At 40.2% G+C, this 20,505-nt stretch carries 18 protein-coding genes and 1 pseudogene; 11 read left to right on the forward strand and 8 right to left on the reverse strand.

What is annotated here, in order from left to right; all coding sequences use genetic code 11:
- Position 1: 1 nt before the first annotated feature.
- A complete protein-coding gene (locus tag N5O98_RS04205) occupies positions 2-898 on the reverse strand; it encodes a helix-turn-helix domain-containing protein (protein ID WP_118161026.1) in 897 nt (298 codons plus the stop codon).
- Positions 899-1,059: 161 nt separating this feature from the next.
- Between N5O98_RS04205 and N5O98_RS04210 the strand changes: the two genes are divergently transcribed.
- The 5 genes from N5O98_RS04210 (at position 1,060) to N5O98_RS04230 (ending at position 7,041) form a co-directional block, all read left to right on the forward strand.
- Complete coding sequence (locus tag N5O98_RS04210; RefSeq protein WP_118161030.1) at positions 1,060-2,319, forward strand: TolC family protein; 1,260 nt, start codon at positions 1,060-1,062, stop codon at positions 2,317-2,319.
- 16 nt (positions 2,320-2,335) lie between these two features.
- Complete coding sequence (locus N5O98_RS04215; RefSeq protein ID WP_004325720.1) at positions 2,336-3,241, forward strand: HlyD family secretion protein; 906 nt, start codon at positions 2,336-2,338, stop codon at positions 3,239-3,241.
- 31 nt (positions 3,242-3,272) lie between these two features.
- On the forward strand, positions 3,273-4,742 hold the full coding sequence (locus N5O98_RS04220) for an ATP-binding cassette domain-containing protein (protein WP_004309269.1): 1,470 nt from the start codon (positions 3,273-3,275) through the stop codon (positions 4,740-4,742).
- A gap of 2 nt (positions 4,743-4,744) precedes the next feature.
- Positions 4,745-5,848: an ABC transporter permease gene (locus tag N5O98_RS04225; RefSeq protein WP_118161025.1), complete on the forward strand. Its 1,104-nt coding sequence runs from the start codon at positions 4,745-4,747 to the stop codon at positions 5,846-5,848.
- Positions 5,849-5,925: 77 nt separating this feature from the next.
- Complete coding sequence (locus tag N5O98_RS04230; RefSeq protein WP_118161029.1) at positions 5,926-7,041, forward strand: ABC transporter permease; 1,116 nt, start codon at positions 5,926-5,928, stop codon at positions 7,039-7,041.
- Between the two features lie 97 nt (positions 7,042-7,138).
- Here the strand turns inward: N5O98_RS04230 and N5O98_RS04235 are convergent, their stop codons facing one another.
- The 4 genes and pseudogenes from N5O98_RS04235 to N5O98_RS04250 all read right to left on the reverse strand — a co-directional run bounded on the left by N5O98_RS04235 (position 7,139) and on the right by N5O98_RS04250 (position 9,869).
- Positions 7,139-7,567 (reverse strand): Hsp20/alpha crystallin family protein, encoded by a 429-nt coding sequence (locus N5O98_RS04235; RefSeq protein ID WP_004300008.1) that lies wholly within the window; start codon positions 7,565-7,567, stop codon positions 7,139-7,141.
- Between the two features lie 271 nt (positions 7,568-7,838).
- Positions 7,839-8,315, reverse strand: coding sequence for a hypothetical protein (locus N5O98_RS04240; protein WP_004303639.1), 477 nt, complete (start codon positions 8,313-8,315; stop codon positions 7,839-7,841).
- Positions 8,316-8,318: 3 nt separating this feature from the next.
- Positions 8,319-9,125, reverse strand: a pseudogene (locus N5O98_RS04245) (KilA-N domain-containing protein).
- A 108-nt stretch (positions 9,126-9,233) separates the two neighbouring features.
- Positions 9,234-9,869 (reverse strand): SanA/YdcF family protein, encoded by a 636-nt coding sequence (locus tag N5O98_RS04250; protein WP_004300005.1) that lies wholly within the window; start codon positions 9,867-9,869, stop codon positions 9,234-9,236.
- Between the two features lie 943 nt (positions 9,870-10,812).
- On the opposite strand from N5O98_RS04250, the gene N5O98_RS04255 reads away from it, so the two are divergent.
- Positions 10,813-11,517 carry an SGNH/GDSL hydrolase family protein gene (locus N5O98_RS04255; RefSeq protein ID WP_004317900.1) on the forward strand — a complete coding sequence of 235 codons (705 nt, stop codon included), beginning with the start codon at positions 10,813-10,815 and terminating at the stop codon, positions 11,515-11,517.
- 399 nt (positions 11,518-11,916) lie between these two features.
- On the opposite strand, the gene uvrB is transcribed toward N5O98_RS04255, so the two are convergent.
- The gene (gene uvrB / locus N5O98_RS04260; RefSeq protein WP_004303633.1) at positions 11,917-13,947 is read right to left on the reverse strand and encodes an excinuclease ABC subunit UvrB; all 2,031 of its coding nucleotides are present in this window, start codon (positions 13,945-13,947) and stop codon (positions 11,917-11,919) included.
- 135 nt (positions 13,948-14,082) lie between these two features.
- On the opposite strand from uvrB, the gene N5O98_RS04265 reads away from it, so the two are divergent.
- The 5 genes from N5O98_RS04265 (at position 14,083) to N5O98_RS04285 (ending at position 17,861) form a co-directional block, all read left to right on the forward strand.
- Positions 14,083-15,381 carry a phenylacetate--CoA ligase family protein gene (locus N5O98_RS04265; protein WP_004309261.1) on the forward strand — a complete coding sequence of 433 codons (1,299 nt, stop codon included), beginning with the start codon at positions 14,083-14,085 and terminating at the stop codon, positions 15,379-15,381.
- Positions 15,382-15,400: 19 nt separating this feature from the next.
- Positions 15,401-15,826 carry an amino acid-binding protein gene (locus N5O98_RS04270; RefSeq protein WP_004299992.1) on the forward strand — a complete coding sequence of 142 codons (426 nt, stop codon included), beginning with the start codon at positions 15,401-15,403 and terminating at the stop codon, positions 15,824-15,826.
- A 329-nt stretch (positions 15,827-16,155) separates the two neighbouring features.
- Entirely contained in the window at positions 16,156-16,959 is an 804-nt protein-coding gene (locus tag N5O98_RS04275) for an outer membrane protein assembly factor BamD (protein WP_004299990.1), read from the forward strand.
- A 14-nt stretch (positions 16,960-16,973) separates the two neighbouring features.
- Positions 16,974-17,309: a DNA-directed RNA polymerase subunit omega gene (locus tag N5O98_RS04280; RefSeq protein WP_004299989.1), complete on the forward strand. Its 336-nt coding sequence runs from the start codon at positions 16,974-16,976 to the stop codon at positions 17,307-17,309.
- Between the two features lie 108 nt (positions 17,310-17,417).
- Positions 17,418-17,861, forward strand: a complete 444-nt coding sequence (locus N5O98_RS04285) for a DUF4293 domain-containing protein (RefSeq protein WP_004299988.1) — start codon at positions 17,418-17,420, stop codon at positions 17,859-17,861.
- Between the two features lie 132 nt (positions 17,862-17,993).
- Here the strand turns inward: N5O98_RS04285 and N5O98_RS04290 are convergent, their stop codons facing one another.
- Both N5O98_RS04290 and N5O98_RS04295 read right to left on the reverse strand, forming a co-directional pair.
- On the reverse strand, positions 17,994-18,728 hold the full coding sequence (locus tag N5O98_RS04290) for a porin family protein (RefSeq protein WP_004299987.1): 735 nt from the start codon (positions 18,726-18,728) through the stop codon (positions 17,994-17,996).
- A 7-nt stretch (positions 18,729-18,735) separates the two neighbouring features.
- Positions 18,736-20,502 (reverse strand): LysM peptidoglycan-binding domain-containing protein, encoded by a 1,767-nt coding sequence (locus tag N5O98_RS04295; protein WP_004303628.1) that lies wholly within the window; start codon positions 20,500-20,502, stop codon positions 18,736-18,738.
- Positions 20,503-20,505 lie beyond the last annotated feature (3 nt).

Consider the following 20,505-nt stretch of genomic DNA (forward strand, 5'->3'; position numbering starts at 1 on the left):
TTTATTTCGAGAATTGATATTCATGTGGTGTCATTCCTGTCATTCGCTTAAAGAACTTCGAGAAAAAAGAAGGATTAGGGAAGTTCAATTCATCAGAAATTTGATAAACAAGCAGATTGCTATGTTTTAGCAATACTTTAGCTTCTAATATAATGGACTGGTTTATCCAGTCCATTACTGTTTGTTGACTGGTTTGGCGGATGATCGTATTAAGATAACGAGGAGTGAGACATAGCTTATCCGCATAAAAACTAACATTACGTTCTTTCTTGCTATAAGCATTGACTAAAGAAATGAAACGCTGGAAAATCTCTTCCTGATGTGTCTGACAGCTCTGTTCTTTTTGATTGTTGTTTTTGACAAGATATTCTATATTGCACAAAAGACTAATTAGTAGATATTGAATAGCTTCCCGTCGGAACGTCGGTTCTTGTAATATATTCCATATTAAAGCAAAATAACTCTTAAACAAGTCGTATTCATGTGAGGTCAGAGATAATATGAGGTTTTTCTGTAACTGTGAGAGATGAGTGAAGAAATTGTCTTTTCCGGCTATAGAAAGAAATTCCGCGTCCATGGCTACCATCTGCATATCAAAATCCGGAGAGACTTCTATAATCTGAAGAATGGAATTCGGAACAATTAATAGTAGCTTGTCCGGCTGAAAAGTTTCTTCTATCAGGTTGATTAATACGCGCGCATATCCCTGTTTGATAACTGCGATACGTCCCTCTTTGATACGATAAGGTTGATCTATTGTGATAAGATTGGATTCTATTTTGGCGAAGCTGTTTACGAATCCGAAATGCGGAGATATGAAACGAAATTCGTTAAATCGGACGATATCCGGATTTTCTAAGATTTCGAGACCTATATTTAATGGTATTTTCCTTTCCATCTTTATCTGTTTTTTCCGCCAAAGATAATAAAAATCAGCAAATAGCCTTTTATTCTTTCTCTTTATCGAACTATTGGAACATTTTTACTAACTATCGGAATGTGAACGTATCTTTGAAACCTCTATCTTTGTCTTTTGAAGAAATTAAAGAAATGATGTGTATGAAAAGAATGGTTTTCAGTTTCTCCTTTTTATTGTTTGTATCGGGAATAAATGCGCAGATAACGTTGGAAGAATGTCAACGGAAGACGCAGGAAAATTATCCGTTGGTACATCAGTATGGCTTGGTGGAGAAAACAAAGGAATATAATATTGAGAATGCGGCAAAAGGATATTTGCCACAGTTTGTCCTTTCGGCTAAAGCTTCTTATCAGAGTGAGGTAACGGAAATTCCGGTGAAGCTTTCCGGAGTGGATTTGAAAGGACTGCCGAAAGATCAGTATCAGGTGATGTTGGAGTTACAACAGAAAATCTGGGATGGTGGAGGAATCCGGATGCAGAAGAAACAAACGACTGCGGAAGCGGAGATAGAGAAAGAAAAACTGAATGTGGATATGTATGCGCTAAATAGTCGTGTAAATGACCTTTATTTTGGGATTCTTTTGTTGGACGAGCAACTGAAACAGAATGCATTGTTGCAAGATGAACTGGAGAGAAATTATCGCCAGATTACTGCCTACGTAGAAAATGGCATTGCCAATCAGGCCGATTTGGATGCTGTGAAAGTGGAGCAGTTGAACACAAAGCAGAAAAGAGTTGAACTGGTTTCATCGCGTATGGCGTATTTGAAGATGCTTTCACTTCTGGTAGGAGAGAAATTGTCGCAGGAAACGGTTTTGGAGAAACCTGTTCCTCAAGATGACATTTCGGCTGTCAGTGAGATTCGTCGTCCGGAATTATCTTTGTTCAATGCGCAAGGAGTAGGATTGCAAGTACAGGAGAAAGCTTTGAATGTGCGTCATCTTCCACAGTTCGGATTATTCGTGCAGGGAGCTTATGGAAACCCCGGATTGAATATGCTGAAAAATGAATTTTCTCCCTACTATATTGCGGGTGTTCGCCTTTCGTGGAATTTCGGTAGTTTGTATACCTTGAAGAATGACCGGAAGGTAATTGAAAATAAACGTCGGCAATTGGATAATAACCGGGATGTGTTTCTGTTTAATACAAGATTGGAGATGACACAACAAGATCAGGCCATCCAATCATTGGAAAAGCAAATGCAGGATGATGATGAGATTATCCGTTTGCGTACCAATATTCGCAAATCGGCAGAGGCCAAAGTGGCGAATGGAACATTGACGGTGACCGAGATGCTTCGGGAATTGACCAATGAGAGTTTGGCACGTCAGTCGAAAGCGTTGCATGAAATTCAACGGTTAATGGGAATTTATCAATTGAAATATACTACGAATGATTAATATAACTTCTTTAGATATGGAACGAATGACAAAGATAGGAATGTATGGAGTGGCATTGATTATGTTGGCTGCTTGTGGTAAGGGAATACCCGGCTATGATGCAACCGGCACGTTTGAAGCCACGGAAGTGATAGTCTCTGCCGAAGCTGCCGGAAAGCTGTTGCGACTGGAGGTAGAAGAGGGAACAAGACTGAAAGCAGGTGAGGAGATTGGGCTGGTGGATACGGTGCAATTGTATTTGAAGAAATTACAACTGGAGGCCAGTATGAAATCAGTGGAAAGCCAACGTCCGGATCTTGCTAAACAGATAGCTGCTACCAAACAGCAAATAGCAACAGCAGAACGTGAAAAGAAACGCGTGGAAAACCTGCTTGCCGCTGGAGCGGCGAATCAGAAACAGTTGGACGACTGGGACGCACAAGTCAAATTGCTTGAAAGGCAGCTTGTCGCACAGGAATCGTCATTGCAGAATAGTACGAACAGCCTGATAGAACAAGGAAATTCGGTTGCCATACAAGTTGCACAGATGGAGGATCAATTAGCTAAATGTCATGTCCAGTCGCCTATTGAAGGTACCGTATTGGCAAAATATGCAGAAGCCGGTGAATTGGCGGCAATAGGTAAACCGCTGTTTAAAGTGGCTGAAGTGGATCGCATGTATTTGAGGGCTTACATCACCTCCGAACAGTTGTCGCAAGTGAAACTGGGAGATGAGGTAACTGTGTATGCTGATTATGGAAACTCGGAGCAGAAAGCTTATCCGGGGGTAGTGACCTGGATTTCCGACCGTTCGGAGTTCACTCCCAAAACGATTTTGACGAAAAACGAACGTGCTAATCTGGTATATGCAGTGAAAATTGCCGTGAAGAATGACGGAGCATTGAAGATTGGCATGTACGGAGGAGTGACATTGAAAAATTAAAAATTGAAGATTAAAAATTAAACGCAAGGGAATGGCAAAGGAAGAACCCATAGTGGTTGTGAAAGAAGTCGGCAAGAACTATGGAACAGTGGAGGCGCTGAAAGACGTTTCTTTCGTTGTGGAACGGGGAGAAATCTTTGGGCTGATAGGGCCTGATGGTGCCGGTAAGAGTTCCTTATTCCGTATTCTGACTACTTTGTTGCTGGCGGATAAAGGAACGGCCATAGTTGCCGGGCTGGATGTGGTAACGGATTATAAACAGATTCGTACGAAGGTGGGATATATGCCCGGTCGTTTTTCACTTTACCAGGATCTTTCGGTAGAAGAGAATCTGGAGTTTTTTGCTACCGTGTTCCATACGACAGTTCAGGAGAATTATGATTTAATTAAAGATATCTATCAACAGATAGAACCGTTCAGGAAAAGAAGGGCAGGGGCTTTGTCAGGTGGTATGAAGCAGAAACTGGCATTGAGCTGTGCTTTGATTCATAAACCGGATATTTTATTCCTGGATGAACCTACTACCGGAGTAGATCCCGTGTCGCGTAAGGAATTCTGGCAAATGCTCCGAAACTTACGGGAACAGGGTATTACCATTGTCGTTTCTACTCCTATCATGGATGAGGCCCGGCAATGTGACCGGATTGCTTTCATCAATCATGGACAGATTCATGGCATTGATACCCCGGAACGTATTCTTCATCAATTTGCGTCTATCCTTTGCCCTCCTTCTTTGGAGCGGGAGGAAGTGAAGCATGAAGTAGCTCCGGTCATTGAAGTGGAACAGTTGACAAAATGTTTTGGAGATTTTACTGCAGTAGATCATATCTCCTTTCAGGTGAATCGAGGCGAGATATTTGGCTTTCTGGGTGCTAATGGAGCAGGAAAGACGACAGCTATGCGTATGCTTTGCGGATTAAGTAAACCGACATCAGGCATCGGAAAGGTGGCAGGATATGATATTTACCGGGAGGCCGAACAAGTTAAGAAACATATCGGATATATGAGCCAAAAGTTTTCGCTATATGAAGACCTGAAAGTGTGGGAGAATATCCGTCTGTTTGCCGGAATTTATGGCATGAAGGAACAAGAGATAGAACGGAAGACAGAAGAATTGTTGGATCGTTTGGAGCTTACTGCCGAACGGGATACTCTGGTGAAGAGCCTTCCGGTGGGATGGAAACAGAAATTGGCTTTTTCAGTATCAATATTCCATGAACCGAGAATCGTTTTTCTGGATGAGCCGACCGGTGGAGTAGATCCTGCTACGAGAAGACAGTTCTGGGAATTGATCTATCAGGCAGCCGATCAGGGTATTACCGTGTTTGTCACTACCCATTATATGGATGAAGCGGAATATTGCAACCGGATATCTATCATGGTGGACGGTCAGATTAAAGCACTTGATACACCTGCCCGTCTGAAACAACAATTCGGTGCGGAAACGATGGATGACGTTTTTCAGAAATTAGCCCGCGGTGCGGTGCGCAAAGCAGATTGATTATGAGACAGTTTATAGCTTTTATAAAGAAAGAGTTTTATCATATTTTCCGTGACCGGCGAACCATGCTGATTTTGTTGGGGATGCCTGTCGTACAAATTATTCTATTCGGTTTTGCTATCAGCACGGAAGTGAAGAATGTTCGGTTGGCGGTGCTCGATCCTTCTAATGATGTGGTAACACGAAAAATAATTGATCGTTTGGATGCCAGTGAGTATTTCACCGTTACTGCGCGTTTTCATTCGCCCCAGGAAATGGAAGCTGCTTTCTTAAAGAATGAAGTTGATATGGCGATTGTCTTTAGTGAACGGTTTGCAGATGATCTCTATACGGGTGATGCTCGTGTACAGCTGGTTGTAGATGCGACGGATCCCAATATGTCGACTTCGCAAGTTAATTATGCGACAGGAATCGTTGCTATGGTAGGTCAGGAGATGATTCCCCCGAATATGTCGGCTGCCCGCCTGATTCCTGATATCAAATTGCTCTACAACCCGCAGATGAAGAGTGCTTATAACTTTGTTCCGGGAGTGATGGGCCTGATCCTGATGCTGATTTGCGCCATGATGACCTCGATTTCCATTGTTCGTGAGAAAGAAACAGGTACGATGGAAGTATTATTAGTTTCACCTGTGAAGCCACTATTTATTATTTTGGCAAAGGCTGTACCTTATTTTGTGCTGTCGTTTGTCAATCTGATAACGATCCTTTTGCTTTCGGTCTTTGTGTTGGATGTTCCGGTGGTAGGAAGTTTATTCTGGTTAATCACCGTATCTTTGCTGTTTATCTTCGTATCCTTGGCATTGGGCTTATTGATTTCATCAGTCACACGTACACAGGTTGCGGCCATGCTGGTTTCCGGATTGATGCTGATGATGCCCACGATGCTTTTATCGGGCATGATTTTCCCTATAGAGAGTATGCCGGTGATACTTCAATGGATCTCGGATATACTTCCGGCACGTTGGTATATACAGGCTGTGCGTAAACTGATGATTGAAGGAGTACCTGTTGCATTGGTGTATAAAGAGATTGGTATCTTGTTATTGATGGCGACGGTACTTATTACGATCAGTATCAAGAAATTTAAGTATAGATTGGAATAATATGTCGATATGCCAATTGGTTGTATGAATAGTATACAGTGTGCTAATGGGCAGATTGATAAATGGAAGAATTATTTATGATAAAGTTCCTGATAGAAAAAGAGTTTAAACAATTGCTTCGCAATTCGTTTCTTCCGAAATTGATTCTTGTATTTCCATGCATGATTATGCTGTTGATGCCTTGGGCGGTAAATCTGGAAATCAAGAATATACAGCTGAATATTGTGGATAATGACCATTCGGCTATTTCACAACGTTTAGTCAATAAGATTGCCGCCTCTACCTATTTCCGTCTGGTGGAAGTGCCGGTTTCGTATGAAGAAGGCCTACGGAATATTGAAATTGGAACGGCGGATATTGTGATGGAAATTCCGCGGCATCTGGAACGGGATTGGATGAATGGAGAAGATACCCACATACTGATAGCAGCCAATGCTGTGAATGGGACAAAAGGAGGGCTGGGGAGTTCTTATCTATCTTCTATTATTAATGATTATGCAGCCGAGCTGCGTTCGGAATATCCTGCAACTGTTACAGTCTCCGGTGCTTTCCCTTCGATAGGCATTGATACACAGGGGTTGTTTAATCCGAATCTGAACTATAAACTCTATATGATTCCGGCATTGATGGTCATGTTATTAACTTTGATTTGTGGTTTCTTGCCTGCATTGAATATAGTTAGCGAGAAGGAAGTAGGAACGATTGAGCAAATCAATGTGACGCCGGTTCCGAAGTTTATCTTTATTTTGGCAAAGCTCTTGCCTTACTGGTTGATTGGTTTTGTGGTGCTGACTGTATGTTTCATATTAGCTTGGTTAATTTATGGCATAGTGCCAGTCGGTCATTTTCTATTAATTTACTTTTTCGCAGTTCTTTTCGTTCTGGTAATGTCCGGTTTCGGACTTGTTATTTCCAACTACTCGGCAACGATGCAACAGTCTATGTTTGTTATGTGGTTCTGTTTGTTGGTTGTAATTTTGATGAGTGGTTTGTTTACTCCCATTAGCAGTATGCCGGAATGGGCACAAATGATAACGAGGCTCAACCCTTTGAGATATTTTATGGAGGTGATGCGAATGGTATATTTAAAGGGTAGTGGTTTCTTTGATTTACTGCCACAGTTTGGAGTATTGTTGTTTTTTGCAGTAGTGTTTAATAGTTGGGCAGTGATTAGTTATCGGAAGAATAACTAAGGATAATAATATAAAAACAGCTCGTTTCCTTTTCAGGGAAAGAGCTGTTTTATTACTTCTTATCACCGTTTCCGGTGAACAGCAAGTGGTTACCGTATTACTTTATTTCGATTTGCCGATTGGGCTTCTTCACTTCTTCTTCAGAGAGTTTCGGAAGTTCGATGTTTAAAACACCATGTTCTACGGATGCAGCAATTTTTTCTTTGTCCACATTGTCCGGTAGAATCATTGTTTGCTGGAACTTAGAGTATGAGAATTCGCGACGCAGATAGCGACCGTCTTTCTTTTCCTCCTTGTTTTCAGTCTTCTTCTCCATGCTGATAACGAGGTTGTTGTCTTCATCAATGCGAACATTGAAATCATCCTTCGTCATACCAGGAGCAGCCAATTCCACTTTGTACTCTTTTTCTGTTTCCAAAACATTAATTGCAGGTGCAGTAGCATTTGCTTTTACCATCCAATCGTTATCAAAGAAATCATTAAAGATACTTGGTAACCAACTTTGAGTTCTTCTAACAGGCATCATAATTTTAGTCTCCTATCTTTAAGTTAAACATTCAATTAATAAATTTAGAACTTCGGCATTTTCACTTCCGATGGTATCGGTTATCCCGCCTTCCATCGTCCGCTCTCGAACCGTTGTTCGCTTCTATAAATGCAAACCTTATGCCAAGAGATTTTAGAGACTAAAATTGTCTATTTGTCATTTTTATAATGTCATTTTTGCAATATAAATGACAAAATGTATCCTGTTTTTATTTATTTTATATAAGATAGATATTAATTTGATAACCTGTTTACTTCTTCTCGATCAGTTTGAACCTTATTCTTAGTGTTTGCCTTTCTTCGTCATAATCATAACTAATGATTTTGAAGGTACCCACTTCAGAAGTATGGGATACATGCAATCCGATGCAGGCGCAGGCATCATAATCTCCAATGCGGACAATGCGAAGAGTTTCGCTTGCATCGGCAGGTAGCTTACTTAAATCTACAATATCTTTGGCCTGTTCATGAGTCATAAACTCAACAGTCACAGGTAGGTTCTGACTGATTACCTCGTTCACTCTATCTTCAATAGACTGGATTTGTTCCGCTGTCGGACATGACGAAAGTATATAGTCACATTTGCTTTTTTTTCTTTCGATGTGGGCATTGCGAGAACGTGGGCAGCCAAAGGTTTTCACCATGGTGGCATTGAGTAAATGCTCTGCTGTATGCATAGGAGGGTATTCCTGCTTGTTGTGATCGTTGAGTTGAATTTGTTGTTCCATAAATTATTTCAATAACTTTTTATTTTTAATATCTTCTAATATGTTCATTTGTTGAATTGCTATTTGATTTAATTTGATGAGTCTATCCTTTTGTGCCAAACCTTCGTTTATGAAAACTGCATTTTAGTTTTCCATATTTGATAAGCAGATAAGTTCGTTGATTGAGGCATAATCGCGGATATTTCCTTTTAAATCAGGGTGTGTATCCCGCCATTCTAAGGCTGTCATTCCAAACATGGCTACATTAAGGACATCAGCTTCGCTGGCATAAATCATAGATGTTTGCTGTGAAGTGATTTCTTGAGGGATAAGATGTTGTTTGATTGCATCAGTATGAATATGGTAATTAATTTTAGATAATTCTCGCTTTGCCGACCAACCAAGTTGAGCTTGCTCTTGCTCTTTGAGACGTTGGAATTCTTTTACTATGTATAATTCAAATTCAACGGAAATCCAACTTGCAAATTTGAATGCAATGTCTTTGTGAGCAAAAGTGCCCCCATATCGTCCTGATTTGGATATAATTCCAATAGCACAGGTGGTTTCTATCCATTTTTGAGGGGAAAGAGTAAACGCATTTAGTCCTGCTTCTTTTTTAAACCCCTCGAATTCGAGGGGTTTAAAATGGGGGTTGTACAATATCTCCCATAATCCTAAATATTCAATGGTCATTCTATTACGTAGCCAGTTGGCAATAACAGCATTGGCATCTGTCGTCTTGTATTTAGCTATGTCGGTTAAGGAAATGTAATCTGTATCGTTGATTTTTAGGATAGTAATATCTGTTTTCTGAACTGTAATCTTTGCCATATTCTGATTTTTCAGTAAAGGTAGAGCTATATTTGGGAATAAAGAAACGTATATCACTTTTTATTCAGAATATGTTAAACTCACTTCCATGCATCGGAGGTATCTCGCTTATTCAATTATTATTTTCTCTCCCAAGAAATGAGGTTGTTTATCTATACCTAAATCTATAAACATTTTGACTCTTGCAAGTAATTCCCGGATGTTAGTTTTCAGTCCGGCATAAGCATTTACATTTGGGGCGTTGTACCCGATGGCGTCTATTCCATTTTTCTCTGCAAGATAGATCGCTCGTTCGTTATGGAAACGTTGGGAGATGATGGTCAGACGATTTTGTCCAAACACTTCTTTGGCACGTACAACAGAGTCGAGAGTCCGGAATCCGGCATAATCTAAATAAATGGATTTTTCAGGAATACCTTTTTGCATGAGTGCTTTCTTCATTTCTTCCGGTTCATTGTAATCCTCTTTACGGTTATCGCCGCTGATGAGGATATATTTAATTTTTCCGGCTTTATATAACTCCACTGTTGCAAGAATCCGATAATCGAAGTATAAATTGTTATTTCCACTTTTCAACTTGGGAGAAGTTCCGAGAAGTAATCCTACATTGTTGGAAGGGATGGTATTTACTTCCGTATATAGTTTGGAGACTGTGTGTTTCTTGATCGTCCTGTTACATACAACTATGCTGATTACACACAGGATAGCAATTATTAGAGTGGTATAAAGCAGTTTGCGTTTCATGTTTCGGATAATAATTGTGACTTCACAAAAATACCATTCTTTTTTAGGAAATCAAGCATATAGACATAAAAAAAGGAGCAACGCCTTGCTCCAACCTTTGTTAACCTTAAATCTAATACTATGAAAAACACAGTGCAAAGATACGGACTATCGTGAAATTAGCAAATAATCCAAGAAAAAACGTATGTTATATAACATTGATTAAGAAAAATTACCTTCGCCTTAACGGTTATTCGATGTTTTGGGCGATAGACAAATGTGGATGCTCCATTCTTCTTTCTTCATCAACTTTTTTAATAATTACTATGAACTGATTTAACAGCTGAATTTATTCGAAAAAAGCAAAGCTACAAATAAATTTTAGCACATGCGATTTGCGTTATAAAGATTCAAAAAATAGAAAAATCGAACTATATATTTTAATATATAGTTTATTATTTATATATTTATAATAATACCGGTAAGTGTTCAAGGGGGACTTTTTTAGGTAGGTGTAACCGGCTGCCATATAGCGAGTTATCTGCCTTTGGAGAGCGTTCCACTATGCGTTCGGCAAAAAGGCGCTTTTTTATCCCCCAAATGGAGGCTCTAAACTCATGCGGCAGAGCCTCCGTTTGATACATTCAGAGGCTTTGTTTCAAGTAAATGGAGCCTCTAACTTTTGCTTCCCCAAAGAAAGGTTATTAATATGCGAACGTATATGACTATTTAGAACCGAAACCAACTGAAAAGAACCGATGAGTTTAGAAGCTCCCCGCGTATGGCGTATTTTTGCAGGAAAACTGAAAACAATAACAAATATGCAGAAAAAATCTCTCCCGTCTGACATTTATCAGCACATTATGGCATGGAAATGCACAAAAAATGGCCATACAAAGTATAGTGCATCGCTTTTCTTTTTATCTTTGCATGAAATATAATATTACTAATACTTAATATAAACATGAATAAAAGAAGATGGGGCCAATGGATATTATTGGCTGTTGTTTGCTTGAGTTTCTCGATAGGAGAAAGCTATGCACAGAAAAATGATTTTGCTAATCTACGTCGTTATTCAAAAGAAAATGCTGCACTTCCACAAGCGACAAAGAAAGACAAACGGGTTATTTTTATGGGAAATTCCATTACGGAAGGATGGGTAAGGACTCATCCGGATTTTTTCAAATCAAATGGTTACATTGGCCGTGGAATCAGTGGGCAGACTTCCTATCAATTCTTGTTACGGTTCCGGGAAGATGTGATTAATCTTTCTCCTGCTTTAGTGGTGATTAATGCCGGAACAAATGATGTCGCTGAAAATACACAGGCGTATAATGAAGATTATACATTCGGAAACATTGTTTCTATGGCGGAACTGGCAAAAGCAAATAAAATAAAAGTAATTTTGACTTCCGTATTGCCTGCTGCTGCATTTAAGTGGAGAATGGAAATAAAAGATGTTCCGCAGAAAATTAAATCTTTAAATGACCGGATAGAGGCTTATGCAAAAGCAAATAAAATTCCGTTTGTTAATTATTACAAGGCAATGGTGGTTGACGAAAATCAGGCCTTGAATCCTCAATATACTAAAGATGGAGTTCACCCAACGAGCGAAGGGTATGATATTATGGAACCGTTGATTAAAAATGCCATAGAGAAGGCTCTTTGATTTATCATCGCTTGAAGTAGGAATAATCCAACTATAAGAAATGGGAGGATTGCATGAATAGATTCAGCCGTAATGAACGATCAGTCTATATCTGCAATCCTCCTTAATTTATGCTTTAGAGAGTGGTACATTATGTCTTTTCAATTTTATATTTTTCATTGAAGGTGACGTATAGACATAAAAAAAGGAGCAACGCCTTGCTCCAACCTTTGTTAACCTTAAATCTAATACTATGAAAAACACAGTGCAAAGATACGGGATTCCGGTAACTTTGCAAATTATCAGCCCTTAATTGGTGTTTTTATAACACTAATTAATAGACTAAATGCGAAGTTACAGGTTTGTTAAGAGTTTCAGCCCTTAACAATCAGGCTATAATAGGTGAACAATGGGGAAATTTTATCCCCATTTCTCTTTCATCAAGTCCTCCAGTTTCAATAATTCGTCACGATATTGTGCGGCTTCGATAAATTCAAGTTTCTTGGCTGCTTCCTGCATCAGTTTGCGGGTACGCTCGATACTCTTTTCCATCTGCGCTTTACTCATATACTGCACTATCGGATCTGCTGCGATATTCGGAGTAGAAGGTTCTACATAAGCATGTCTTTCTTTCAACAGCTCATCTGCCTCTTTTGCATTACCGAATACAGACAAGTTTCTGGCCTTTTTAATCTGTTGCGGGGTAATTCCGTTTGCCTCATTGTATGCCAACTGCTTTTCGCGGCGACGGTTCGTTTCATCAATCGTCAGTTTCATACTATCCGTCATCTTATCAGCATACATGATTACCTTACCGTTCACATTACGCGCGGCACGTCCCGCAGTTTGTGTCAACGAACGGTGGGAGCGGAGGAATCCTTCTTTGTCTGCATCGAGAATAGCGACGAGAGACACTTCCGGAAGGTCGAGACCCTCACGAAGCAGGTTGACCCCGATAAGTACGTCATAAACTCCTTGCCGGAGATCATCCATAATCTTCACACGTTCCAGTGTGTCGACATCACTATGGATATAGGTACATCTCACATTATTATTAAGAAGATATTCTGCCAGTTCTTCTGCCATTCGTTTGGTTAGTGTAGTGACGAGTACGCGTTCTTCCTTTTCAATACGGAGCTGGATTTCTTCCATTAAATCGTCAATCTGATTGAGACTCGGACGTACTTCGATGATAGGATCAAGCAGACCGGTAGGACGAATCACCTGTTCCACGACGATTCCTTCCGACTGAATCAATTCATAATCCGCCGGTGTAGCACTGACGTAGATTACTTGTTTTGCCATCTCCTGAAACTCTTCAAATTTCAACGGGCGATTGTCCATAGCGGCAGGCAATCGGAAACCATATTCCACAAGATTGATTTTTCGCGCACGGTCTCCTCCGTACATTGCACGGATTTGGGGTACACTTACGTGGCTTTCGTCGATAACGATCAGGAAATCATCCGGAAAGAAATCGAGCAAACAATAGGGGCGGGTACCGGCAGCACGGCCGTCGAAATAACGGGAATAATTCTCAATTCCGGAACAATGTCCCAATTCCCGAATCATTTCCATATCGTAAGTTACTCGCTCATACAATCGTTTGGCCTCGTATTCCTTGCCGATAGATTCGAAGAAAGCTACTTGCTTGGTCAAATCATCCTCTATTTCATGAATAGCACGGAGAGTAGCCTCTTTGGTAGTCATGAACAGGTTGGCCGGATAAATCTTATAGGCGTCAAATGGTGCGATAGTGACTCCTGTGATAGGGTCTACCTCTTCGATGCCGTCAATTTCATCCCCCCAGAAGGTGACGCGGAGCAGGTTGTCGGTATAAGCCAGATAAATATCCACCGTGTCGCCCTTGACCCGGAAATTGCCACGGTTCAAGTCGATATCATTGCGAACATACAAACTGTCTACCAAACGACGTAGAAACACATTGCGGTCCATCATCCGTCCCCGTTCTATTTCGATGACATTTTTGTAGAAGTCCGAAGGATTTCCCATACCGTAGATACAAGATACGGAAGAAACCACTACCACGTCTTTTCGCCCGGAGAGTAGGGCGGAAGTGGCAGAGAGCCGGAGCTTGTCGATTTCGTCATTGATGGCGAGATCTTTCTCTATATATGTATCACTGTTCGGCAGATAAGCTTCCGGCTGGTAATAATCATAGTAAGAAACGTAATATTCTACCGCATTGTTTGGGAAAAAACCTTTAAACTCACTGTAGAGCTGGGCAGCCAGTGTTTTGTTATGGCTCAAAATCAACGTAGGTTTATTGATATTGGCGATCACATTGGCAATGGTAAATGTTTTTCCCGACCCGGTCACTCCCAATAAAGTCTGTGCGGGAACTCCCTGAAGGACCCCTTCAGTAAGTTGTGCTATAGCTTCCGGCTGATCTCCGGTAGGTTTATAAGCTGATGTTAGTTCATAATTCATAGTTAAATCCTAAAAAGTGGAGCAATATTCGGTAAAATAATCGAGATAACAAATCATTTTTCCAAATAAATCCTTTACTTTGCAACATATTAATATCAAAAAACAGATTCATACAACTAGTAATACCAGAAACACATGATTTGGAATGAGAGCATTGAGTGTATGGACCGCGAAAGTCTTCGCAAGATTCAAAGCATACGACTCAAGAAAATTGTAGATTACGTTTATCACAACACGCCTTTCTATCGAAAGAAGATGCAGGAAATGGGGATTACTCCCGATGACATCAATAGTATTGATGATATTGTAAAACTGCCGTTTACCACGAAACATGATTTAAGAGATAATTATCCGTTCGGACTTTGTGCCGTGCCGATGAGCCAAATTGTACGTATTCATGCTTCTTCCGGAACAACCGGAAAACCGACGGTTGTCGGATATACCCGTAAGGACTTGTCTACATGGGCGGAATGTATATCACGTGCTTTTACCGCTTATGGAGCGGGGCGTTCTGATATTTTTCAGGTATCTTATGGATACGGACTGTTCACGGGCGGATTGGGAGCACATGCAGGAGCCGAAAATATCGGTGCTTCTGTTATTCCGATGTCCAGTGGTAACACGGAAAAACAGATAACCTTGATGCACGATTTCGGATCGACCGTGCTGTGTTGTACTCCTTCCTATGCGCTTTATCTGGCAGATGCAATCAAAGATTCCGGTTTACCGCGTGAAGAATTCCGACTGAAAGTCGGTGCTTTCGGTGCAGAACCCTGGACGGAAAATATGCGTCATGAGATAGAAGAAAAGTTGGGAATCAAAGCATACGATATTTATGGCTTGAGTGAGATTGCCGGACCGGGTGTCGGGTACGAGTGCGAATGTCAGCACGGGACTCACTTGAATGAAGACCATTACTTCCCGGAAATCATCGACCCGAATACATTGCAACCGGTGGAATTCGGTCAAACGGGAGAACTGGTATTTACTCATTTAACCAAAGAGGGTATGCCGTTACTTCGTTACCGTACGCGTGATTTGACGGCCTTGCATCATGATAAATGTTCCTGTGGCCGTACATTGGTACGTATGGATCGTATTTTGGGACGTAGTGATGATATGTTGATTATCCGCGGTGTGAATGTATTCCCGACGCAGATTGAATCAGTCATTCTTGAAATGGAAGAGTTTGAACCGCATTATTTGTTGATAGTAGGTCGTGAAAACAATACCGATACAATGGAACTCCAGGTTGAAGTACGTCCGGAATTCTATTCGGATGAGATCAACAAAATGCTGGCTTTGAAGAAGAAACTGGGAGGACGTTTGCAAAGCGTACTCGGACTGGGAGTCAACGTGAAACTGGTAGAGCCTCGCAGCATTGAACGCAGCGTAGGTAAAGCAAAACGTGTGATTGATAACAGAAAGATTTAATACTTAAAACTTTACGATAATGGTAGCAAAACAACTTTCTATTTTTTTGGAAAATAAGTCAGGCCGTTTGACGGAAGTGACTGAAGTGCTGGCGAAAGAAAATATCAATCTTTCTGCCTTGTGCATTGCCGAAAATGCTGATTTTGGTATTTTGCGTGGAATTGTATCCGATCCGGATAGAGCATACAAAGCTTTAAAAGATAATCATTTTGCAGTGAATGTGACTGATGTGGTAGGTATAAGCTGTCCCAATATACCAGGTGCTTTGGCAAAAGTGCTGGGATATTTATCAGAAGAGGGCGTATTTATTGAATATATGTATTCGTTTGCCAATAACCATATTGCAAATGTAGTGATCCGCCCCAGCAACCTGGATAAGTGTATCGAGGTGTTGAAAGAAAAGAAAGTCGATCTACTGGCTGCAAGTGACTTGTATAAGCTGTAAATATACAGTGAGCAATAAATAATGAACGGTAAACAGTTGTGTTATCCAATTCAAGGACAACGCAATTGCTTACCGTTTTTACTATAAATATAGTGACGCTATCCGGTGAAGATAGCGACGGTATATGCCAACGATACCGTTACTATCCCGAACACATACCGTCACTATTGTGATTCGTTTATAATCTGCTGTTTATAGTTTGTCGTTTGTAATTCGACGTCATTTTCTCTCCTTTTGTCGATGTTTAACGCCTTTTATGTATTAAAAAACACAGATTAATTGCTAAATTCCCAGCGAATAAGTAACTTTGCGCATTATTTTTAAATAGGATGAAGAAAAATATCATTATAACTTTGCTTGCAGCGGCTACTCTTACATCATGTGGGGAGTATAATAAATTGCTGAAAAGCACCGATTACGAATACAAGTACGAAGCCGCCAAAAACTATTTTGCGAAGGGACAGTATAATCGTTCAGCTACGTTGCTGAATGAGTTGATAACCATTCTGAAAGGAACCGATAAAGCGGAAGAATCTTTGTATATGTTGGGAATGAGCTACTATAATCAGAAAGATTATCAGACAGCTGCCCAGACATTTATCACCTATTTCAATACATATCCTCGTGGTACTTTTACTGAACTGGCACGTTTCCATGCAGGTAAGGCTTTATTCCTGGATACTCCGGAACCACGTTTGGATCAGTCAAGCACTTATCAGGCTATCCAGCAATTGCAGATGTTCATGGAGTATTTCCCGAACAGCACAAAGAAGCAGGAAGCACAGGATATGATTTTTGCTTTACAGGATAAACTGGTATTGAAAGAGCTTTATTCAGCAAGGTTATATTATAATCTGGGTAATTATTTGGGCAATAACTATGAGTCTTGTGTAATCACAGCTCAAAATGCATTGAAGGATTATCCTTATACTGATTATCGTGAAGAACTTTCCATTTTGGTTCTGCGTGCAAGACACGAAATGGCTATCTATAGCGTTGAAGACAAGAAGATGGATCGTTACCGCGAAACGATTGATGAATATTACGCTTTTAAGAATGAATTTCCTGAAAGTAAATATTTGAAAGAAGCCGAGAAGATATTCAATGAATCACAGAAAGTAATTAAAGACTAAATTTAAATAGATTTATGGACTACAAAAAAACGAATGCTCCTGCTACAACAGTAACCCGTGATATGATGGAACTCTGTGCTGATACAGGTAATGTTTATGAAACAGTTGCCATTATTGGTAAGCGTGCTAATCAGATCAGTGTAGAAATCAAAAACGATCTTTCTAAGAAACTGGCAGAGTTTGCTTCTTACAATGACAATTTGGAAGAAGTGTTTGAAAATAGAGAGCAAATCGAAATTTCTCGTTATTATGAGAAATTGCCGAAACCGGACTTGATTGCTACGCAAGAATACATCGAAGGGAAAATATATTATAGAAATCCGGCTAAGGAGAAAGAAAAACTTCAGTAATTTATTTTCTGACGAAGAATTTGATAGTCAAGTAGTAAGTGGGATGATGATCCCTGCTCCTTATTGCTTGGCTATTATTGTTTAACTCAACTACTATTTAGAATACTTATGATTCAACGAATTCAAACTGTTTATTTATTGATTGTTGTAGGATTGCTGATTACAGCCATGTGTTTGCCGATGGGCTACTTCATTGATGCGATGGGAGAACATCCTTTTAAGGCATTAGGATTGGAAGTAAACGGTGCTATTCAGTCTACATGGGGCTTATTCGGAATTCTGATGGTTAGCACTATCGTGGCTGTGGCTACTATCTTTTTGTATAAGAACCGTATGTTGCAGATTCGCATGACAATTTTCAATAGCTTATTATTAGTAGGTTATTACATTGCTGCCCTTGCTTTTTATTTTGCATTGAAGAATGATGAAAATATGTTCCGTATAGGCTGGGCATTGTGTTTGCCGCTTGTTTCCATCATCCTGAATATACTGGCTATCCGTGCTATCGGACGGGATGAGGTGATGGTAAAAGCTGCGGATAGATTGCGATAAAAAGGACTAAAGTCCCCAGAAATAGAAATCCCCGCTAATTCGTTTAGAGTTAGTGGGGATTTTTTAGTTCGTTATGAATGGGATTTTGTTTATAAATAAGAGGTTTTAATCTCTTCCTCCTTGAAAGAGGGGTTATTTCTTCAAATCAAATAAATATGTGAGCTTTATGGTAATGGTTCCATGCGCTGCACGGGCGAAATAATCTTTCTTAGTAGTGCTGTAGAAATCAGACAGGGCAAAGTAATAACGGCCTTCAACGATGAAGCTACCAGCTTTCTTTGTTCTAAGTTCTACACCACCGCCACCAGCAATACCATAGTCAAACTTATTTTGAATCTTAACTCCGTACAGGGCTTTCTGTGTATCAGATAAGCTATTCATATCAATACCTTTTATTGTTTCCGATTCACTGATTAGAAAGCTGATTTGAGGACCTGCATGGACAAAGAATTGCAATCCTCTGTCTCGTCCGAAAGCAAGGTGAGCGAGGAAAGGAATATCTATATAAGTCATTTTGCGAGTGTAAGTTTTAGTAGGGTCCTTCGAAGTGACTTCATATCCGTTGGCGTCCAGTGATATTGTTTCAAATAATTGGTCCCAGCCTCGTTGCGAGACATTCAACTCGACCTGTGCGCCACAAATCATGGCAAAATACTTCTCGGATATATAACGTGCTGTCAAACCTCCGGTAATTCCCATCAGGCTATTTTGCTTGATGGTGGGAGTAAAAGAAGCACTGTTTAAATTGACACCTCCATTGATACCTACCGATAAATTGTTTCGTGCTTCTCCGATTTGAGCGACAGCAGGAAGGGCAAATCCTGTAAGTAGGAGTGTTGCGATCAAAAATGGTTTTATCTTTATCATTTTCGTATTATTCGAAGTCAAGTTTTACTAATTCAAAATTCTTAGTGAAACGTATGAAGAACACCTTTTTATTAATAAATCCTCCCCAGTTGTTTACACGCTCGAATTTGAATCCGGTCTGGATGGGAGTCAGGTTCATTTTAGGCAGATTGTTTTCCAGTTCCGAGCCATAAAGCGATAATCCTTTCAGGAAGAAGAAGCCGGTGTCAAAACCCAGCATTGCGTAATTAGGGTATTTGCTTGCCAAATCTTTGCTATACCATTTATGGTAAGCATTGGTAAACTGCACAGCTGCCGGGAACAACGTATTCGTATAGAATGAAGAATAGAAATATACATCCAATTCAAAGAAGTTTTCCAGATGATCTCTGGTATAGGTCTGCCATTCCGGATAGCCGAACAGATGAATATTCTCTGCAGGATTCTCTCTGACTAACAGCGTCAGTTGAGGAAGTATCTTAATTAGTAAGACGTTGTTGCCTGATGTCGGAATAAAGATGTTTTCTTTATCACTGCGGAGCGCTGCTTTCAACGTTTCTTTCGTTGCGCTTTCACTGACGGTTCTCATTGGAATTCCTTTACTTTTCAACTCTTGTTTCAAGCCGCTGATAAATTCCGCTTTCTCCTTATCAACGCTCGCCGGTTCTATGAAGATAACGTTTGCATTGGGAAATTGACGGGTGAAGTGCTCGTAAACTTCTGAATATAAGTAAGATTGAGGCGTATTGATCTGATAAACAGCCGGGTTGTTGAATACCTCTTCTCCTTTTTGAGAGAAAGGAATCACCAGGCGTATGTCGTTCTTCTCTGCGAAGTCGGACAATGGCTTTATTTGATTCTGATGCATCGGACCGAAGATGATATTCATACTTTTCATCTCGTTCTTGGCAAGAATTGTATTTAATGTAGAAACATCTTTTCCACAATCATATACATATAGATCAAGAGAAATACCTGTACGTTTCAGACTGTCTACTGCCATCAGGAAACCTTCGTAGTATTCCACCATGCGTTTGTCTTCCTGGAAAGGCAACAATAAGGCTGCTTTAATGGTAGACAGCTTTTGGGGAGTCTCTTTACTTTTGCGGAAAAGCTCGCTATTGCTGGGAGGAATAGCGTAAGGATCTTCCTTCTGTGTAGGTTGCACGGTCGTTGCTGCCGGGTAAGGGATGCAAAGGAATTGTCCCTTTTTCATGCCTTTTTTCAGTTCCGGGTTAGCTGCAATTAACTCCTGCTCGCTGATTCCATATTCACGGCTCACGCTAAAAATAGTCTCTTTGCGTTTTACCTTATGCATATCCTTGCATTTCGGAACAACAGGACCTTGAATGGTGGTCTGTTCGGTAGGCGTTTGAGTTGCAGTAGCAGTTTGCTCTTCTTTTTTCTGTGGAATCAGGATAACCTGTCCGATACGGAAATTTTCGGCACTCAAACCGGGGTTTGCTTCACAAATATCTTTGGCGGATACATTATACATGGTTGTCAGTTTGTATAGTGTTTCTCCGGCTTGAATTGTATGGAATGTTTCTCCCTTCTGACTCTCTTTTCCCGTAGGAATTTTGATTGTCTGTCCGGCATAGATCTTTTCGTCACAGCCCGGATTCAGACGTATGATGTCTGATGTAGTGACATTATACATCTTGGAGATGGAGTATAAACTTTGTCCTTTTTCGATGGTATGCAAGAAATATGATTGGTTTTCCTGTGCATAACTGATAGCATATGAAACGCTTATAAAAAGCAGAAATAAGAATATACGGTTTATCGGTTTCATCAA

Origin of the sequence: Bacteroides sp. LFL-34 (assembly GCF_027257075.1) — a bacterium.
Lineage (GTDB): Bacteria > Bacteroidota > Bacteroidia > Bacteroidales > Bacteroidaceae > Bacteroides > Bacteroides ovatus.